Origin of the sequence: Stappia sp. WLB 29 (assembly GCF_023507705.1) — a bacterium.
In the GTDB taxonomy this organism is placed as follows: domain Bacteria; phylum Pseudomonadota; class Alphaproteobacteria; order Rhizobiales; family Stappiaceae; genus Stappia.
Genome location: NZ_JALBGD010000003.1, coordinates 483,836 through 501,781 on the forward strand (window position 1 = coordinate 483,836; position 17,946 = coordinate 501,781).

Consider the following 17,946-nt stretch of genomic DNA (forward strand, 5'->3'; position numbering starts at 1 on the left):
TCGCGATATGGGAGGTTACGCAGGAAGCGTCCAGAGGATCAGCCGACATGATACGTTTCGTTACAGTTTTTATCGCCCTCGCCGGTATTTTTGCGGCGCAGCCCGCAAGGGCCGAGCCGCTGCGCATCCTGGCGCTGGGAGACAGCCTGACCGCAGGCTATCAGCTGCCTCCCGAGGCGGCGTTCCCGGTGCAGCTGGAAGCGGCGCTGAAGGCGCGGGGTCATGATGCAATCGTGATCAATGCCGGCGTTTCCGGCGACACCACGGCGGCGGGTCTTGCCCGTCTCGACTGGTCGCTGGGGGAAGGGGCGGACGCGGTGATCGTCGAGCTCGGCGCCAACGACGCGCTGCGCGGGCTGCCGACGGCCTCGGCACGGGCGAACCTCGACAAGATCGTCGCAAGCCTGTCCGAGCGGGGCATTCCGGTGCTGCTCGCCGGCATCGCCGCGCCCCGCAACATGGGCGATGAGTATGTCGCCGAGTTCGAGCGCATGTATGCGGAGATCGCGGCCGAACATGACGCGATCCTCTATCCGAATTTCCTCGAAGGCATACCGATTTCGGCCGAGACGGTGCTGCCCGACGGCATCCACCCTACGCAGAAGGGCGTCGCGATCATCGTCGATGGCATCCTGCCGAAGGTCGAGGAGCTGATCGAGCGGGCCGCTGCCGCGCGTGGCTGAGCCCGGTTCGCGGCGGGCCGGAGCCCTGTGCGGCGGCCCGGCCGCAGGCGGTTGACGAGGCGCGCGCGAGCGGTCAAGGTCCCGCCACCCTCCTCAATTTCGACAGTTATCGCAGCAGAAAGATCCGCCCATGGAAAAGCGCCGTCTCGGACGCACGGACATTCATGTCTCCAGCCTGTCGCTCGGCACGATGACCTTCGGCGAGCAGAACACCGAAGCCGAGGGCCATGCCCAGCTCGACCTCTCGCTCGACCGCGGCATCAACCTCTTCGACGCCGCCGAGCTCTATCCGATCCCGCCCAAGGCCGAGACCCAGGGGCGCACCGAGGAAATCATCGGTACCTGGCTGAAGGCACGCGGCAACCGCGACAAGGTGGTAATCGCCACCAAGGTGGTGGGTCGCACCGAGAACACCTGGTTCCGCACCGACGGCAGCGAGGGCCGGCTGACCCGTGCCCAGATCGAGGAAGCCGTCGACAAGAGCCTGACGCGGCTGCAGAGCGACTATATCGACCTCTACCAGATCCACTGGCCGGACCGGAACGTCTCCGGCTTCGGGTCCAACCCGACGATCTGGAAGGAGCCCAAGCCCTGCGACGACGAGACGCCGATCGAAGTGACGCTGGAGACGATGGACCGGCTGGTGAAGGCCGGCAAGATCCGCCAGCTCGGCCTGTCGAACGAAAGCCCCTGGGGCACGAAGCGCTTCCTGGAGCTGGCCGAGCGCAACGGCTGGCCGCGGGTGGTGTCGATCCAGAACGCCTACAATCTCGTCAACCGCACCTTCGAGACCGGCCTTGCCGAGATCGCGCACCGGGAGCAGGTGGGCCTGCTCGCCTATTCGGCGCTGGGTCAGGGCTATCTCACCGGCAAGTACCGCAACGGCGCGCTGCCGGCCGGTGCCCGCAAGACCCTGTTCGACAGGCTGCAGCGCTACGAGAAGCCGGGCGCGGAGGAGGCGATCAACGCCTATCTCGACCTTGCCGAGGAGCTCGGCGTGTCGCCTTCGCAGCTGGCCATCGCCTTCGCGCTGTCGCGCGGCTTCACCACCTCGGTGATTCTCGGCGCAACGTCGCTTGCGCAGCTGGAGCATGATCTGGGGGCGCTCGATCTGGAAATCTCCGAGGAGATCGAGGGGCGGATCAACACGCTCTACCAGCGCCACGGCAGCCCCTGCCCGTAAGCGCTGCGCGGGGCCGCGACGCGAATCACGACCGGCTGCCCGGGCTGCCCAGCCCGGGCCGGCCACCCCGGCAAAAATGCCGGCACGAGGCGGAATGCGCTGGCAAATCAGCGCGTTCCGTTTTTGCTTGCGGTGCAGCGAAAAACCCGTCCTGATGAGTATATTCGGCGACAGCGGAGGGTTGGACCATGCCTCGACTGTTCACCGGGCTTGAGATTCCGGCCCAGACCGGCCTCATGCTCTCCCTGTTGCGCGGCGGCCTGCGCGGCGTCCGCTGGATAGATCCCGAGAATTATCACATCACCCTGCGCTTCATCGGCGACATCGACGACCGCATGGCCGACGAGGTGGCCGACGCGCTCGACCGCATCCGCCGCGATCCGGTGGAGATCCGGCTGACGGGGCTCGGCGCCTTCGCCAACGGCAAGCCGCATGCGGTCTTCGCAAGGGTCGAGCCGACGCCGGGGCTGATGGAGCTTCAGGGCGAACAGGAGCGCATCCTGCAGCGGCTGCGGCTGCCGGCGGAGCGGCGCAAATACGTGCCGCATGTGACGCTGGCGCGCTGCCGCACCTGCAGCAACCAGGACGTGGCGCGCTGGCTCGCCGAGCATGGCGATTTCTACGCCCAGAGCTTCACCGCTTCGCGCTTCGCGCTGTTCTCCTCGCGTGCCAGCGTCGGCGGCGGGCCCTACCTGGTGGAGGAGGCCTATCCGCTCGACCGGCAGGGCGGCGGCTACGGCCTGCCCGACGGCCCGGCCCATTTCGCCGGACAGCATCGCTGAGCAGGGCGGGCGCGGCGGGACGCAGCGGCGCAGGGCCGGGCGGCCTGGTCTCGAGCTGCACTTGGTCTTAAGTTGCAGTGCAACAAGTTCCGGCTTGCCTTTGGACACGGCGCTTGCGATACAGCCGCCAACATCCAAAGAGGAGCCCCCATCCATGCGTATCGACGCCGTTCCGATCGGAAAGAACCCGCCCGAAGACATCAATGTCATCATCGAGGTCTCGGTGGGCGGCGAGCCGATCAAGTACGAAATGGACAAGGAAGCCGGCGCCATGTACGTCGACCGCTTCCTCTACACGCCGATGCGCTATCCGGGCAATTACGGCTTCGTGCCGCACACGCTGTGCGGCGACGGCGACCCGGTCGACGTGATCGTCGCCAACCAGCGCCCGATCGTGCCGGGCGCGATCATGAACTGCCGCCCGATCGGCGTGCTGTTCATGGAAGACGAGGCGGGGCAGGACGAGAAGGTGATCGCGGTACCGTCCAACAAGCTGACGCGCCGCTACGAGAACGTCGTCCACTACGAGGACCTGCCGGACATCACCATCCAGCAGATCAAGCACTTCTTCGAGCACTACAAGGACCTGGAGCCGGGCAAGTGGGTGAAGATCACCGGCTTCGGCGGTCCGGACGAGGCCAGGCGCATCATCGAGGAATCGATCGAGCGGGCCAAGGCCGCCAAGGCCTGAGCACCGCTCCGGCTTGAAAATTCAAGGCCGCGTCCGGAAAGGGCGCGGCCTTTTGCGTTTTGGGCCTCGGGCGTCTGCGGGCGTCAGGCGCTGTCGCCGGTCTGGGCGCGGATGGCGCGCGCGACCTGCTGCGGGATTTCCAGATGCGGCATGTGGCCGACCCCGTCGAACACCTGGACGGCGATGTCGCCGGGCAGGCCGCGGGCGTGCGAGACCGGCAGCACCCGGTCCTGGGCGCCCCAGATCAGCCGCACCGGAGGGCCGAGCGCCGCGATCTCGGCAATCGGCAGGGTCTTCTGGTCCTTGCCGTCGAGCAGGGTCTCGACGATCTCGGTCAAGGTCTCGCAGACGCCGGGACGGGCGCGGGCCTCCGCCGCCTGCCGCACGACGAGGCGCGGCAGGTCGAAGCCGAGGCCGAAGAACTGTTCCAGCAGAAGCTCCAGCTCCGCCGGCGCGCTCGCCGCCGCATAGCGGCGCAGCAGGGTCGAGTTGATCTCGCGCCCGAAGCCGCCGGGGCCGAGCAGGGTGAGGCTCGCCACCCGCTCCGGCGCTTTCAACGCGACGAGGGCGGCGGCCGCCCCGCCCATGGAATGGCCGACGAGATGGACGCGGGTGAGCCCCAGCGCCTCCAGCGAACCGAGCACCGCGCGCGAGGCGACGACGGCGCCGCCGATCTTCGGCCAGCCGAGGGCGCGGCCGTGGCCGGGCAGGTCGAAGGAAAGCGTGCGGCGGCTGCGCGACAGCTCGCCCTGCAGCGTGGCGAAACCGCGCGCATCGCTGCCGAACCCGTGCAGCAGCACCACCGGCTCCGGACTGTCCGGACCGCTGGCGGTGACGGGCAGGATCGAGGGCGGCAATTCGGACATGGGCGTTGCTCCGCTGATGGTCTTTCGCCCCTTTTCGCATGCACGGGCCGAGGATGCGAGAGGGGGATGCGACAGGGGAGAAGCGGGTGGCGGGAGGCTCGAGCCCGCGCGCACTTGACAGGCGAGGGGCCGCGTCGCATGGACTTAAATCGATTGAAACGACTGGAGCGCACCAGAGTGAGCGAGCTTCTTTGCCTCGGCGAACCGATGATCGAGTTCAACCAGACGGCGCCGGGCGGGCCTTACGTGCAAGGGTTCGGCGGCGACACGTCGAATGCGGCGATTGCCGCGTCCCGGCAGGGGGCGCGCGTCGGCTATGTCAGCGCGACGGGCCGCGACGTGTTCGGCGACCTGTTCGACGGGCTGTGGCGGGGCGAGGGCATCGACACCACCGGCGTGCTGCGGATGGCGCAGGCGCCGACGGGGATCTACTTCGTCACCCACGGGCCGTCGGGGCACATGTTCTCCTATCGCCGGAACGGCTCGGCGGCGAGCCTGATGCGCCCCGAGGACCTGCCGCTCGAGCTGCTGCGCAAGGCCAGGATCCTGCACGTCTCGGCGATCAGCCAGGCGATTTCGGCGAGCGCGTGCGACACGGTGTTCGCGGCCATCGAGGAAGTGAAGGCGGCCGGCGGGCTGATCTCCTACGACACCAACCTGCGGCTGGCGCTGTGGCCGCTGGCGCGGGCACGGGCGGTGGTCGAGGCGACAGCGGCGATGGCCGACATCCTGCTGCCCGGCCTCGACGATGCGCGGCAGCTGACGGGGCTGGAGAGCCCGCAGGAGATCGCCGACCACTACCGGGCGAAGGGCGCGGCACGGGTGGCGCTGACGCTCGGCGACAAGGGCGTGCTCTATGCAGGTCCCGAAGGGACCGGGACGATCGCCCCGCACGCGGTCGAGGCGGTGGACGCGACGGGCGCGGGCGATGCCTTCGACGGGGCGTTCCTGGCCGAATTCCTGGCGACCGGCGACGGGCTGGCGGCGGCACGTTATGCCAACGCGGCGGCAGCGCTCGCGGTGTGCGGCTTCGGCGCTGTTGCGCCCCTGCCACATCGCGCCGATGTCCTCGCCCTGCTTGCCAATGAGCAGCAGCGCGGCGCCTGAGGCCCGTGTAAATTCGCCTCCGGTTTCGAATCAGCCGGCGGCGCGGATGGCGCGGCCCTGCCGGTATGGGGAGGCGACATGCGGTTCTTTTCTGGACGGGTTTTCGCAGGACTGGCTGGGCTCGTGCTGGCGGCTGCGGTGGCGGGCGGTCAGCCTGCCAAGGCGCAGACGGAGCGCTATTACGATCCGGTGAGCCGGAGCTGGCAGACCTACCGGATCACGCCGGAAGCGGCCGGCAAGATCGTGCGCGAGAAGTACAAGCGCACCGAGGTGCGCTACCGCACCGACAAGAAGCCGGGCTCGGTGATCGTCGACACGCGCGACCGCTATCTCTACTACGTGCTGCCGGGCGGCAAGGCCGTGCGCTACGGCATCGGCGTCGGACGCGAGGGCTTTTCCTGGTCGGGCACCGAGAAGGTGACGCGCAAGGCCAAGTGGCCGGGCTGGACGCCGCCGGCGGAAATGATCGTCCGCGAGCGCAAGAACGGGCGCAAGCTGCCAGCCTTCATGCCCGGCGGGCCGAAGAACCCGATGGGTGCGCGCGCGCTCTATCTCGGGGCGACCGAGTACCGCATCCACGGCACCAACGAGGACTGGTCGATCGGCCGGGCCGTGTCGTCGGGTTGCATCCGCATGCTCAACGAGGATGTCGAGGATCTCTACGAGCGGGTGTCCGTCGGGGCGCAGGTCACGGTGATGTGAGAAGGCGGGTTCGCCGCCAACATCGATTTTCCGAAGAGTTCCCACGGGGCGCCGCGGCCGCAAGGTCCGGCGCCTTTTCGCTTGTGCGGGGCGTGCCCTCTCACACGGGCGCGTGCAGTTCCACCTCCTCGCCGAAGCCGGCGAGCTGGAAGCGGCCGAGCGGGGCGAAGGCGCCAGGGGCACGGGCGGCGATGTCGGCGGTGACGAGAAGCGGGCGCCCGAGCGTCTTGGTCATTGCTTCGATGCGCGCGGCGGCGTTGACCGTGCGGCCGATGACCGAGAAGGTCAGCCGTTCGGGAATGCCGATATTGCCGAACATGACGTCGCCGGAGGAGAGCGCGATGCCGCAGTGGAGCGGGTGCTCGGTCGCCGCCTGGGCCTGCTCCAGCCGCGCCAGGACGGCGTCGGCGGCCTGCAGGGCGCGGGTGGCGGCGGCATCGAACCCGCCCGCCTCGATGGGAAAGACGGCGAGCACCGCATCGCCGATGAAATCCAGCACCTCGCCGCCATGGGCCATCACCGTACGCGCCGTCGCGTCGAAATAGGCGTTGAGATGGATCATGTAGACGTCCGGAGCGAGCCGGTCGGCCAGCGCGGTGGAGCCGCGAAGGTCGGAATAGAAGATCACCGCGTCGAGGCGTTCGCCGTCGCCATGGCGGATCAGGCCGGACAGCACCCGCGATCCGGCGCGCGCGCCGAGATAGGTCTCGGCCAGGGTGCGGGCAATCCGCGACTGGATGGTGGCGCGGCAGGCCAGCGCCAGGCGGATCTGTAGATAGTCGAGCCCTTCCACCACTTCGTCGGAAAAGCCGCCGTCCGCGCGTGTCGACCAGGTGACGAGCATGCCGGAGGGCCCGAAATCCTTGGCGGTCGGCAGGTCGAAGGGCGTGGAAAGGACGAGATAGTCGGTAAAGCCGTCGGCCTTCAGCGTGGTGAGGATCGGGAAATCGTCGGTCGCCGCATTGGCGCCGGCAAGATTGCGGCGCAGGCGCGTCTCGCGCGCCTCGAGCACGGCGCGGATGGGGCTGCGCAGCCAGTCTTCGGTCTCTTCCTCGTCGTGACGGTACTGCGCGAGTTCCGCCTCCCGGCCGGCGCGCCACAGGACCGATTCCGCTTCGACCAGCGGATGCAGGGTCGCCCAGGTGAGCATGGCGCGCTCCACCGGCATGCCGGCGGCGGCAAGGCGTTCGCAGAAGCCGGAGAACATCTCGCCGATGTCCGGCTGGCCGAGCGCCTCACGAATCAGCCAGTCCTCGATCGCTTCAAGCGTCGGATTGGTTTTCAACGCCTCACCCTCCAGGACAGGTTTCCGGTCGCAAAAACGGCGGGCCGTGCAGCCCGCCGTTCCTTGCGTTCCGACCCGGATCCTTGCCAGAGTTCCTCAGGCAAGGGCTCCATGGCAATGCTTGTATTTCTTGCCCGAGCCGCAGGGGCAGGCCTCGTTGCGGCCGACCTTGCCCCAGGTCGAGGGATTCTGCGGATCGCGCTGCGTGCCGGGGGCGGTGGCGAGGTAAGCCTCGTCGAACTCGTTCTCGCCGGTCAGCGGGTCGCGGTGCTCGGCATGCATCGGCGGCAGGTCGCCGTCGCCCGGCAGGCTGGGCGGCTGTTCCTGGACCAGCTCCACGCGCATGAGCTGCGCGGTGGTCGCCTGGCGCAGGTTGACCAGCATGCTCTCGAACAGGGTGAAGGCCTCGGTCTTGTACTCCTGCAGCGGATCGCGCTGGGCGTAGCCGCGGAAGCCGACCACCGAGCGCAGGTGATCGAGATTGGCCAGATGCTCGCGCCACAGGTGGTCGAGGGTCTGCAGCAGCACCGCCTTCTCGACCTGACGCATGATGTCCGGCGAGTACTGGGCGACCTTGCGGGCCATGGCCTCGTCGGCCGCCTTCTTGAGGCGCTCGGTCACCTCTTCCTCGGCGATGCCCTCTTCCTTGGCCCAGTCGGCGACCGGCAGGTCGAGGTTGAGCAGGCGGCGCACCTCGGCCTGCAGGCCCTCGGTGTCCCACTGCTCGGCATAGGCCTTCTCCGGAATGTGCTTGGCGACGAGATCCTCGATCACGTCGTGGCGCATGTCGGTCACCGCCTCGGCCACCGCCTCGCCGTCCATCAAGTCGATGCGCTGGTCGAACACGACCTTGCGCTGGTCGTTCATGACGTCGTCGAACTTCAGCAGGTTCTTGCGGATGTCGAAGTTGCGCGCCTCGACCTTCTGCTGCGCCTTGGCCAGGGCCCGGTTGATCCAGGGATGGACGATGGCCTCGCCCTCCTTGAGGCCGAGCTTCTGCATCATGCCGTCCATGCGGTCGGAGCCGAAGATGCGCATCAGGTCGTCCTGCAGCGACAGGAAGAACTTGGAATGGCCGGGATCGCCCTGACGTCCCGAGCGGCCGCGCAACTGGTTGTCGATGCGCCGGCTCTCGTGGCGCTCCGTGCCGATGACGTAGAGGCCGCCGGCGGCGAGCGCCTGCTGCTTGCGCTCCTCGACCTGGGCGCGGATCGCGGCTTCGCGGGCATCGCGCTCGGGACCGGGGGCCATGTCGGCGAGCTCGTCCTCGATGCGCATGTCGGCATTGCCGCCGAGCTGGATGTCGGTGCCGCGGCCGGCCATGTTGGTGGCGATGGTGACGGCGCCCGGCAGGCCGGCCTGGGCGATGATCGAGGCTTCCTGCTCGTGGTAGCGGGCGTTCAGCACCGTGAAGATGCGCTCGGCATTGCCGGTGCCGGCGAACAGCGGCTCGAAGGCGGCCGGCGAGGAGACGTCGGCCTGCTTGTAGCCGGCTGCCTTGAGGCGGGCGGCGAGCAGTTCCGATTTCTCGATCGAGGTGGTGCCGACCAGCACCGGCTGGGCGCGCTTGCGGCAATCCTCGATCAGCTCGATGATCGCGTTGTATTTCTCGTCGACGGTCCGGTAGACCTCGTCGTCGTCGTCGATGCGCTTCACGCCGACATTGGTCGGGATCTCGACGACTTCCAGGCCGTAGATGTTGGCGAACTCCTCGGCCTCGGTCTGGGCGGTGCCGGTCATGCCGGCAAGCTTGGTGTAGAGGCGGAAATAGTTCTGGAAGGTGATCGAGGCCAGGGTCTGGTTCTCGGGCTGGATCTGCACCTTCTCCTTGGCTTCGAGCGCCTGGTGCAGGCCTTCCGAATAGCGGCGGCCCGGCATCATGCGGCCCGTGAACTCGTCGATGATGACGACTTCGCGGTTGCGCACGATGTAGTCCTTGTCGCGCTGGAACAGCTTGTGCGCCTTCAGCGCCTGCTGCAGGTGGTGGACGACCGAGACGTTTTCCACGTCGTAGAGGCTGTCGCCCTTGAGCAGGCCCTGCTCGCGCAGGAGGCCTTCGAGCTTTTCGTTGCCGGCCTCTGTGAAGCTCGCCGAGCGCTGCTTCTCGTCGAGCTCGAAATCCTCCGCCGCAAGATGCGGGATCAGCGCGTCGACCGTGTTGTAGAACTCGCTGCGGTCCTCGAGCGGGCCGGAGATGATCAGCGGCGTGCGCGCCTCGTCGATCAGGATCGAGTCCACCTCGTCGACGATCGCGAAGTTGTGGCCGCGCTGGACCATCGACCCGCGCTCGTACTTCATGTTGTCGCGCAGGTAGTCGAAGCCGAACTCGTTGTTGGTGCCGTAGGTGACGTCGGCGGCGTAGGCGGCCTTGCGCTCCTCGTCGGTCAGCCCGTGGACGATGACGCCGACGGAAAGGCCGAGGAAGCGGTAGACGCGGCCCATCCATTCCGCGTCGCGGCTGGCGAGGTAGTCGTTGACGGTGACGACGTGGACGCCTTTGCCGGCCAGCGCGTTGAGATAGACCGGCAGGGTCGCGACGAGCGTCTTGCCCTCGCCGGTGCGCATCTCGGCGATCTGCCCGGCATTGAGGACCATGCCGCCGATCAGCTGCACATCGTAGTGGCGCTGGCCGAGAACGCGGCGGGCGGCCTCGCGGACCGTGGCGAAGGCCGGCTCCAGCAGGCTGTCGAGCTTGGCGCCGTCGGCGAGCTGGCGGCGGAACACGTCCGTGCGGGCGCGCAGGTCGTCGTCGCTGAGGGCCCGGAGTTCGTCCTCCAGCGCGTTGATTGCCGTGACGCGGTTCCGCAGCTGCTTGACCAGCCGGTCGTTGGAGGAACCGAAAAGCTTCTTGGCGAGTGCGCCGAGGCCGACCATGTGGCGGTCCTTATCGTTTGGTCAGGCCGCGCCGGGGCATCCTGTCCTGGCAGCAACCCGGATATCGGATTGACGGTACGGACATGCGCAGGCCTCACAACCGCCGCATTGCGGCGAGACGAACGCACGCTCGACTGGGAGCGTCCGGCCCTTCCAAGGGGGACGCTCGACAGATAAGAGGGGGTCCGGAGGTTGTCAACGTCGCGCAAACCGTCTGCGGACGGGCGTGCGGACCACCTTAAAGAGGCGGGAGGCCGCACGGGTGCCTGCCGGAACACGAGATGACAGGGAAACAGAGCATGAAACGCTTTTTTGCCGCAACGGCGCGCCGCACCGCGCTTGCCGCGCTTCTGGCCGGTGGACTGGTCGGCGGCCTGGCCGCCTCCGGCGCGCTGGCGCAGGAGCCGGGCGACGTCGTCGCCAAGGTGGGCGATACCGAGGTGACCGAGGCGGATATCGCCTTCGCCTCGCAAGACTTCGCGGATCAGCTCTCCCAAGTGCCGCCGACCCAGTGGCGCAAGATCCTGACCGATGTGGTCGTCGACATGAACGTGCTGGCGAATGCCGCGCGTGAAGCCGGCATCCAGGACGAGGAGGCGTTCAAGCGTCAGGTGGAGTTCCTGACCATGCGCGCGCTGCGCAATGCCTATCTCGCCCGCGAGATCGAGGGGAAGATCAGCGACGAGGCGATCCAGGAAGCCTATGACAAGGAATTCGCCAATTTCGAGGGCGAGGACGAGCGCAAGGCCCGCCACATCCTGGTGAAGACCAAGGAAGAGGCCGAGGCGGTGATCGCCGAACTCGACGGCGGCGCCGATTTCGCGGAGGTGGCGAAGGACAAGTCCACCGGTCCGACCGGCCCCAACGGCGGCGATCTCGGGTATTTCACCCGCGGCCGCATGGTCAAGGAATTCGAGGACGCGGCCTTCGCGCTCGAGGTCGGCGCCTATACCAAGGAGCCGGTGGAGACGCAGTTCGGCTGGCACGTGATCAAGGTCGAGGAGGCCCGCAAGCAGCCGGCGCCGGCGCTCGCCGATGTGCGCGACCAGCTGCGCCAGCAGCTGCTGCGCGCCCGCTATGCCGAGGTGCTGGCGGATCTGAAGGCCAAGACCAGCATCGAGGTGATGGTCGAGGAAACGCCGGCAGAAGGCGGCGAGGCTCCCGCGGAAGGCGGCGAGGCCCCGGCCGAGGCGCCGAAGGCCGAGTAAGCCGGGCGGGCCGTCAGGCCGGCCTGGCCGGTGCGGCGCGCCAGCCATCCACGAACAGGCAGACGGCCGCCCTCACGGCGGCCGTTTCCATGTCCAGCCTTCCGGTCAGCAGCCGGCACCAGGCGAAGCTGACCACCAGCTCGATGGCAAGGCGCGGGTCGACATGGGCGGCGATCTCGCCGCGCCGGCGGGCGCGCTCGATCATCTGCGACGACTGGGCGAAGCGCTCTTCCATATAGGCGCCGAGAGCTTCGGCGGCGCTTTCCTCGCTCTGGGCCTCGGCGATGACCGAGCGGAACACCGGACCCGTCGGCGTGTCGCGCCAGTGACGGAAGAGCGAGTCGAGGAAGGCGGTCAGATCCTCCACCAGATCGCCCGTATCGGGCGCGACGACGCCGTGCTTCTGGCGGTGATAGACGTCGAGCAGCAGGGCCGCCTTGCTCGGCCACCAGCGATAGATCGTCGGCTTGCCGGCCCTGGCGCGGCGGGCGACCGCCTCGATGGAAAAGCGCGCATAGCCGTCCTCCGCGAGAATGTCGGCGGCCGCCTGGCGGATCGCGTCGGCGCTTGCTGGATTGCGCCGTGCCCCGGTCGAGGGGCGGGCAGGGGGAGTTCCAGCCTCGGCGCCGGTAGCGTCCCCGGCTTTCTCGTGCGGCGTGTCGTCATCGCGCATCGCAGTTCCTCAAGGTTCGCGGCTTGCAGCCGGCTTCGGCGCGTCCTCTCGCGAGGCATGTGCCGGTGCGGCTCTCTCGTCGCGGTCAGGCTTAGCACAGGGCTTGACTAAACGAAACGGCTCGTTTAGATAACTAGAAACGAAACGGTCCGTTTCGAATATTGAGCCGCAAAAGCGGTGGGATCCGCCTCCCTCCCGAGGAAGAGCCGCCAGCCCACATGTTCTCTCTGCCGGACCATTGCCGCCGGCTGCGAACCAGGAGACTTCCCATGTCCGCACAAAGTGCTTCCGCCCTTTCCCCGCAGTCGGCTGCCTCCGACGAGGTCGACGCCATTGCCGAAGTGCCGCCGCGCCCGCTGCCCACCGCTCCACGCATCCTGTCGCGTCCGCGCTTCGCCGTCCTGGTCTTTGCCGGCGTCTATCCGCTGGTGACGGCGCTGCTTTATCTGGTTGCGCCGCTGACCCGCGGCTGGGCGTTCTGGCAGCAGACGCTGGTGATCGTGCCGGTCGTGGTCGTGACCATGGTCTGGGGGCTCATCCCCTTCCTGCACCGGCGCTTTTCTGCCTTCCTGCATCCGGTTCGCAGGCCCTCGGCAGGATAGGACTTGCGCGAGCGGCGGCGATGGGGCAAGGCTCGCGGCAGTTTTTGCGCCCGCTTTTCAAGGGAGTGTCCGATGTCCACGGCCGTCTCGCCGCTCGCCCCGAAATCCTATCCGGCACTGCCCGCGGTCGCGGGCGTGCGCTTCGCCACCGCGCAGGCCGGGATCAAGTACAAGGGCCGAACCGACGTCCTGATGGTGCTGCTCGACGAGGGCGCGGACGTTGCCGGCGTGTTCACCAAGTCGCGCTGCCCGTCGGCGGCGGTCGACTGGTGCCGCGACAATCTCGCCGGCGGCCGTGCCCAGGCGCTGCTGGTCAATTCCGGCAATGCCAATGCCTTCACCGGACGCAAGGGCCGCGAGGCGACGGAGCTTTCGGCGCGCTATGTGGCGGAAGCCGCCGGCTGCGCCATGGGCGAGGTGTTTCTCGCCTCCACCGGCGTGATCGGCGAGCCGCTGCCGGCGGAGAAGTTCGCCGGCGTCGTCGACACGCTGGTCAGCGAGGCGCAGGCCGGCGACTGGCAGGGCGCGGCGCGCGCCATCATGACGACGGACACGTTCCCCAAGGCCGCCTCGCGCAGCGTCGATCTCGGCGGCCGGAGCGTGACGCTCAACGGCATCGCCAAGGGCGCGGGCATGATCGCGCCGGACATGGCGACGATGCTCTCCTTCCTCTTCACCGATGCGCCGATTGCCGCGCCTGTCCTACAGGAGCTGCTGTCGGAGGCGGTCGGGGGAACCTTCAACGCCATCACCATCGACGGCGACACGTCTACATCCGACACCGTGCTGCTGTTCGCGACGGCCAAGGCCGGCGGCGAGCGCGTCGAGCGGGCGGACGATCCCCGGCTTACGGGTTTCCGCCAGGCGCTCGGCGAGCTGATGCGCGAGCTGGCGCAGTTGATCGTCAAGGACGGCGAGGGCGCGCGCAAGTTCGTCTCCGTCACCGTGACGGGGGCGGAGAGCGACGCCTCGGCCAAGCGCATCGGCTTTTCCATCGCCAATTCGCCGTTGGTGAAGACCGCGATTGCCGGCGAGGACGCCAACTGGGGCCGCATCGTCATGGCGGTGGGCAAGGCCGGCGAGCCGGCCGACCGCGACCGGCTAGCGATCTGGTTCGGCGACGTGCGCGTTGCCGTCGACGGCGAGCGAGACCCGGGCTACTCGGAAGAGGCGGCCTCCGCCGCCATGCGCGAGGAAGAGATCGCGATCCGCGTCGATCTCGGTCTCGGCGAAGGCAAGGCCACCGTCTGGACCTGCGATCTCACCAAGGAATATGTCGCGATCAACGGCGACTACCGGTCCTGAGGCAGGTGCCTCGCATGCCGGATGATGCCCCGTCCCTGGATCTGGCGACAATCAAGGCGCTCGAGGAAGCCAATCTCAACGGTTTCCCGAGCGAGCGCAGCGCCGTCGACGGGGCCTGGGTGGCGCGGCTTTCGCCCGGCAATCCGGCGCGGCGGGTGAATTCCCTCAACGTGATGGATCCGCGCGACGGCAGGGATGCACGGCGGCGGCTGGCCGAAATGCAGGTGCTGTTCGCCCGCAACGGCGTGCCCTTCCATCTGCGCCATACGCCCTTAACGCCGCCGGAACTTGCGGAGATCGCCGACAGCGAGGGCTGGACGCGTAGCGGCGAGACGGACGTTTGGGTGCGAGAACAGGGCGATCTCGAGGTCGGGGCCAGCGCCGAAGAGGGCGCGGACGGCATCCGGCCCGTCGATCTCGACGCCTTCATCACGGCGTTCGGAACCATCGGCGGCACGCGGGCGGAAGCGGTGACGAGCGTGGCGCTGCAGCGGCTTGCCGATGCGCTCAGCCGGGTCGCCGTCGCGCGGCTGACATTCCTTGCCGAGGACCGGGACGGTGCGCCGCTCGGCGTGGTGCTGGCGGTTGCCGAGCGCGGCCTGCTCGGCATCTACGATCTGGCGGTGCGGCCCGAAGCTCGCCGGAGGGGGATCGGCGCCCGCCTCGTCGCCCGCTGTCTGGCGCAAGGGGCGAGGCGCGACTGCCGGCTGGCCTGGCTGCAGGTGACGGCGGAAAACGGGCCTGCGCGGGCGCTCTATCGGGGCATGGGTTTTCGCCGCGGCTACGGCTATCACTACCGCCTGCCGCAGGAAGCCTCCGGCATGGTGAGCAAAACCTTGCAGCAGCGTCCCGAAACGGAACGGGGAAACGGATGAAACTTCTGCTAGTCGCGGCCTGCGCACTGCTCGATGCCGACAACCGCGTGCTGATCGCCCAGCGACCCGAGGGCAAGGCGATGGCCGGCTTGTGGGAATTTCCCGGCGGCAAGGTCGAGCCGGGCGAGCGTCCGGAGGATGCGCTCATTCGCGAACTGGCGGAAGAACTCGGCATCACGGTTAAGAAAGAGTGCCTCGCACCGCTCACATTTGCCAGTCACGCTTATGAGGAATTTCACCTGCTGATGCCACTTTTCGTATGCCGACGATGGTCGGGCACGGTGGCGGGCCGGGAAGGTCAGGCGATCAAGTGGGTGAGAGCTGTGAGGCTTCGGGACTACCCGATGCCGCCGGCGGACGAACCCTTGATCCCGCATCTGATCGATCTGGCCTGACAAGCGGAAGATCCGCAGCCGCCACCGTTGACGCAGTCAGCACGGAACGCGGCAGATGCACGGACAGTTCGACAAGTTGCGCGATCGCAGCGACCAGTTTGCCGACCTCGCAGGCACCATGCGCCGCGACGAGGCGGGCGCCACCGCAATCGAATACGGCCTCATCATGGGGCTCGTCTCCTTTGCGATCATCGGCGCGCTGCTGAGCATCCAGGGCGTGCTGGGCGACGACGTCTTCGGTGTGGTCGCCTCCGCCTTTTCCAACATCTGACAGAGGCAAGAATCCGCAAGCCGCGGCTCGGCCGATCCCGACGCAGCAAGACCCGCACCGTCAGTCCGGCTGCGGGTCGTTGTTGTTTCGCTCCGCGTCGAGGGCCGAGAGTGCGTCGGCAAGGCGCGTCTTCGCCGAGCCCGGCTTGAGCGGCTTCTGCTGGCTCTCGTGCGGCGCCCATCCCGACAGCGAGACGAGATCGAACGTTGCGCGGATCCGCCCGTCCGGGTCGCCATGGCGTTCGGCATAGATCTCCGCAGCACGTGCAAGAGTGGCGCGCGACAGCGGCGTGCGGCTGCGGTCGGCAAGGATATTGGCCGCACCCATCGCCCTCAGGTCGCGCATCAGGGCGAACATGTCGCCGTATCGCACCGTCAGGCGGTCGACATCGGCGACCGGCAGGGCGAAACCCGCCCGCTGCAGCAGAGCGCCGAGCGCCCGCGTGTCGGCGAAGGGAACGACATGGGGCGTCGCGCCGCCCAGCGTTTCCAACTCGGCCAGCATGAAGGCGTCCTTCAACTCGAACAGAGTGTCGCCTCCGAGCAGGTTGGCAAGAAACAGGCCGTCCGGGCGCAGGGCCCGGCGGATCTGGATCAGCGCCCCGGGCAGGTCGTTGACGAGATGCAGCGACAGGGCCGAGGCGACGAGGTCGAGCGAGCCGTCGGCAAAGGGCGGAAAGGCGTCGTCGGCGACGAGCGCGGCGCCCGGCACCGAGCGGTCCTCGACCAGGAGGTCGGCGCGCAGCACGGTGCCGACGCGCCCCGATGCCGCAAGGGCGGCCGAGACATGGCCGCGATGACCGCCGAGATCGACGGCGAGCGGAAAGTCGCGGCTGACCGCAGCCAGCCTTTCGCCGAGATCGGCGGCGGCGTTGGCCAGCAGGAAGTCCGCGTCTCCCGAGGTGGCCGCAAGCCGCTCCAGCGCGCGGGCGCGCCGGCGGGCGAACAGGCGCCGGTCGAAGATCTCAGGTCGCTCGCTGTTTGACACGGCTGTTCCAGTCCTGTGCGGGGTGCCCGGCCGCCCGAGCGGCGGCGCGCCACAGGTAGCGCCGGGAAGGGCGAGGGATCAAGGGGCGACGCGTCTCCACCGGTGCGACGAGATCCGTTTCGCCTTTCGATTGCATTGCCCGCCGATTGCGCGTTCATTTGTGCTCTTGAGGCCAGACCGGCAAGAGCAGGGCGCGGATGACAGGGGGCGAAGCGGCGGAAGACGGCAGGCAGATCAGCGGACCGATCAGGTGGCCGCTCAGGGGACAGGCGTTGGCGCGCGCCTTTTCAGAGGCCGGGCGGCGGGTGCTCGACCTCGTGTTGCCGCCGACCTGCCTTGCCTGCGATGCCATCGTCGGACAGGAGGCGACGCTGTGCCCGTCCTGCTGGGAGCAGATGCCGTTTCTGGCGCCGCCCTGGTGCGAGCGTCTCGGCCTGCCCTTCGCCTATGATCTCGGCCCCGGCGCCCTGTCGCCGCAGGCAATCGCGCGCCCGCCGGCCTTCGACCGGCTGCGGGCCGTTGCTGCCTATGAGGGGCCGGCGCGGGTGCTGGTGTCGCGGCTGAAATATTACGACCGGCCGGCGATGGCGGCCGCCATGGGCCAATGGATGGCGAGGGCGGGGAGCGAACTGCTTGCGCCGCGCGAGGAAGAAGCCGGACTTCCCGTGATCGTGCCGGTGCCGCTGCATCGCCTTCGTCTGTGGAGCCGGCGCTACAACCAGTCCGGACTGCTGGCGCGGGAGATGGGCCGCGCTCTTGGCCTCACGGTTGCGCCGCAGGCGCTGATCCGGCGCAAGCGCACCCGGCAGCAGGTGGGACTGGATGCAGCGGCGCGGGCGCGCAATGTCAGCGGGGCCTTCAGCGTGACGCCGCAGGGCTTGATGACGATTTCGGGCCGACGGGTGGTGCTGGTCGACGACGTCTACACGACGGGCGCGACGGTCGGCGCGGCGACCCGCGCGCTGCTGCGCGAGGGGGCGACGGCGGTGGACGTGATGGTCTTCGCCCATGCCGGCGCGGACACGCCGCTCGGCTGACGACTTGCGGCCAAGGGGAAATGGTCAATATATGCAAGGGAGGAAAACGGCGCCGGCTTCGCAAGGACGCAGTCGGGGCGCAAGCTTGGGGACGGCAGGACGGATATCATGGCAGTGGAGATCTATACGCGGCAGCTGTGCGGTTATTGCGCCATGGCAAAGCAGCTCCTGCAGAAGAAGGACGTGGCATTCCGTGAGTATGACGCGACCTACAGTCCCGAGTTGCGCAAGGAGATGATCCAGCGCGCCAGCACGGGGCGCGGCGGGACGACGTTCCCGCAGATCTTCATCGGCGACACCCATGTGGGCGGCTGCGACGACCTGATGGCGCTGGAGCGGGCCGGCCGGCTCGACGCGCTGCTTGCGGCGAACTGAGCCGGGCAGGCACGGAAACCGGGACACGGACAACAGGCGGACGTC

At 68.3% G+C, this 17,946-nt stretch carries 19 protein-coding genes; 14 read left to right on the forward strand and 5 right to left on the reverse strand.

The annotated features are described in order from the left end of the window. The first annotated feature begins 47 nt into the window (after positions 1–47). The 4 genes from MNI96_RS08585 (at position 48) to ppa (ending at position 3,339) form a co-directional block, all read left to right on the forward strand. Positions 48–683 (forward strand): arylesterase, encoded by a 636-nt coding sequence (locus tag MNI96_RS08585; RefSeq protein ID WP_249692124.1) that lies wholly within the window; start codon positions 48–50, stop codon positions 681–683. Between the two features lie 130 nt (positions 684–813). Continuing rightward, positions 814–1,866: an aldo/keto reductase gene (locus MNI96_RS08590; protein WP_249692126.1), complete on the forward strand. Its 1,053-nt coding sequence runs from the start codon at positions 814–816 to the stop codon at positions 1,864–1,866. A gap of 188 nt (positions 1,867–2,054) precedes the next feature. Then, entirely contained in the window at positions 2,055–2,648 is a 594-nt protein-coding gene (gene thpR, locus MNI96_RS08595) for an RNA 2',3'-cyclic phosphodiesterase (RefSeq protein ID WP_249692127.1), read from the forward strand. Positions 2,649–2,802: 154 nt separating this feature from the next. Further along, positions 2,803–3,339, forward strand: a complete 537-nt coding sequence (gene ppa, locus MNI96_RS08600; protein WP_249692129.1) for an inorganic diphosphatase — start codon at positions 2,803–2,805, stop codon at positions 3,337–3,339. An 83-nt stretch (positions 3,340–3,422) separates the two neighbouring features. Here the strand turns inward: ppa and MNI96_RS08605 are convergent, their stop codons facing one another. Then, on the reverse strand, positions 3,423–4,205 hold the full coding sequence (locus MNI96_RS08605; protein WP_249692131.1) for an alpha/beta fold hydrolase: 783 nt from the start codon (positions 4,203–4,205) through the stop codon (positions 3,423–3,425). Between the two features lie 177 nt (positions 4,206–4,382). On the opposite strand from MNI96_RS08605, the gene MNI96_RS08610 reads away from it, so the two are divergent. Then, positions 4,383–5,312 carry a sugar kinase gene (locus MNI96_RS08610; RefSeq protein WP_249692137.1) on the forward strand — a complete coding sequence of 310 codons (930 nt, stop codon included), beginning with the start codon at positions 4,383–4,385 and terminating at the stop codon, positions 5,310–5,312. Between the two features lie 78 nt (positions 5,313–5,390). Next, the gene (locus tag MNI96_RS08615; RefSeq protein WP_249692139.1) at positions 5,391–6,014 is read left to right on the forward strand and encodes a L,D-transpeptidase; all 624 of its coding nucleotides are present in this window, start codon (positions 5,391–5,393) and stop codon (positions 6,012–6,014) included. A gap of 100 nt (positions 6,015–6,114) precedes the next feature. Here MNI96_RS08615 and MNI96_RS08620 read toward each other — a convergent pair whose 3' ends face one another. Then, positions 6,115–7,299, reverse strand: coding sequence for an adenylate/guanylate cyclase domain-containing protein (locus MNI96_RS08620; RefSeq protein WP_249692141.1), 1,185 nt, complete (start codon positions 7,297–7,299; stop codon positions 6,115–6,117). A gap of 96 nt (positions 7,300–7,395) precedes the next feature. Further along, complete coding sequence (secA, locus tag MNI96_RS08625; RefSeq protein ID WP_249692144.1) at positions 7,396–10,173, reverse strand: preprotein translocase subunit SecA; 2,778 nt, start codon at positions 10,171–10,173, stop codon at positions 7,396–7,398. Positions 10,174–10,472: 299 nt separating this feature from the next. Between secA and MNI96_RS08630 the strand changes: the two genes are divergently transcribed. After that, positions 10,473–11,381: a peptidylprolyl isomerase gene (locus tag MNI96_RS08630; RefSeq protein WP_249692145.1), complete on the forward strand. Its 909-nt coding sequence runs from the start codon at positions 10,473–10,475 to the stop codon at positions 11,379–11,381. Between the two features lie 13 nt (positions 11,382–11,394). On the opposite strand, the gene MNI96_RS08635 is transcribed toward MNI96_RS08630, so the two are convergent. Then, positions 11,395–12,054 (reverse strand): TetR/AcrR family transcriptional regulator, encoded by a 660-nt coding sequence (locus MNI96_RS08635; RefSeq protein WP_249692147.1) that lies wholly within the window; start codon positions 12,052–12,054, stop codon positions 11,395–11,397. 269 nt (positions 12,055–12,323) lie between these two features. Between MNI96_RS08635 and MNI96_RS08640 the strand changes: the two genes are divergently transcribed. The 5 genes from MNI96_RS08640 to MNI96_RS08660 all read left to right on the forward strand — a co-directional run bounded on the left by MNI96_RS08640 (position 12,324) and on the right by MNI96_RS08660 (position 15,502). Further along, complete coding sequence (locus MNI96_RS08640; RefSeq protein WP_249692148.1) at positions 12,324–12,656, forward strand: putative antibiotic biosynthesis monooxygenase; 333 nt, start codon at positions 12,324–12,326, stop codon at positions 12,654–12,656. Positions 12,657–12,728: 72 nt separating this feature from the next. Beyond that, positions 12,729–13,961, forward strand: a complete 1,233-nt coding sequence (argJ, locus tag MNI96_RS08645) for a bifunctional glutamate N-acetyltransferase/amino-acid acetyltransferase ArgJ (RefSeq protein WP_249692150.1) — start codon at positions 12,729–12,731, stop codon at positions 13,959–13,961. A gap of 14 nt (positions 13,962–13,975) precedes the next feature. Further along, complete coding sequence (locus MNI96_RS08650; protein ID WP_249692151.1) at positions 13,976–14,836, forward strand: GNAT family N-acetyltransferase; 861 nt, start codon at positions 13,976–13,978, stop codon at positions 14,834–14,836. Continuing rightward, positions 14,833–15,231, forward strand: a complete 399-nt coding sequence (gene mutT / locus MNI96_RS08655; protein ID WP_158193945.1) for an 8-oxo-dGTP diphosphatase MutT — start codon at positions 14,833–14,835, stop codon at positions 15,229–15,231. Before MNI96_RS08650 ends, mutT begins: the two co-directional genes overlap by 4 nt. Before the next feature lie 55 nt (positions 15,232–15,286). Continuing rightward, on the forward strand, positions 15,287–15,502 hold the full coding sequence (locus MNI96_RS08660) for a Flp family type IVb pilin (RefSeq protein ID WP_249692153.1): 216 nt from the start codon (positions 15,287–15,289) through the stop codon (positions 15,500–15,502). 60 nt (positions 15,503–15,562) lie between these two features. On the opposite strand, the gene MNI96_RS08665 is transcribed toward MNI96_RS08660, so the two are convergent. Beyond that, complete coding sequence (locus MNI96_RS08665) at positions 15,563–16,489, reverse strand: methyltransferase domain-containing protein (protein ID WP_502960314.1); 927 nt, start codon at positions 16,487–16,489, stop codon at positions 15,563–15,565. 197 nt (positions 16,490–16,686) lie between these two features. On the opposite strand from MNI96_RS08665, the gene MNI96_RS08670 reads away from it, so the two are divergent. Together MNI96_RS08670 and grxC are read left to right on the forward strand one after the other, a co-directional pair. Beyond that, on the forward strand, positions 16,687–17,526 hold the full coding sequence (locus MNI96_RS08670) for a ComF family protein (protein ID WP_249692155.1): 840 nt from the start codon (positions 16,687–16,689) through the stop codon (positions 17,524–17,526). 105 nt (positions 17,527–17,631) lie between these two features. After that, a complete protein-coding gene (grxC, locus tag MNI96_RS08675; RefSeq protein WP_158196160.1) occupies positions 17,632–17,901 on the forward strand; it encodes a glutaredoxin 3 in 270 nt (89 codons plus the stop codon). The last annotated feature ends 45 nt before the right edge of the window (positions 17,902–17,946 follow it).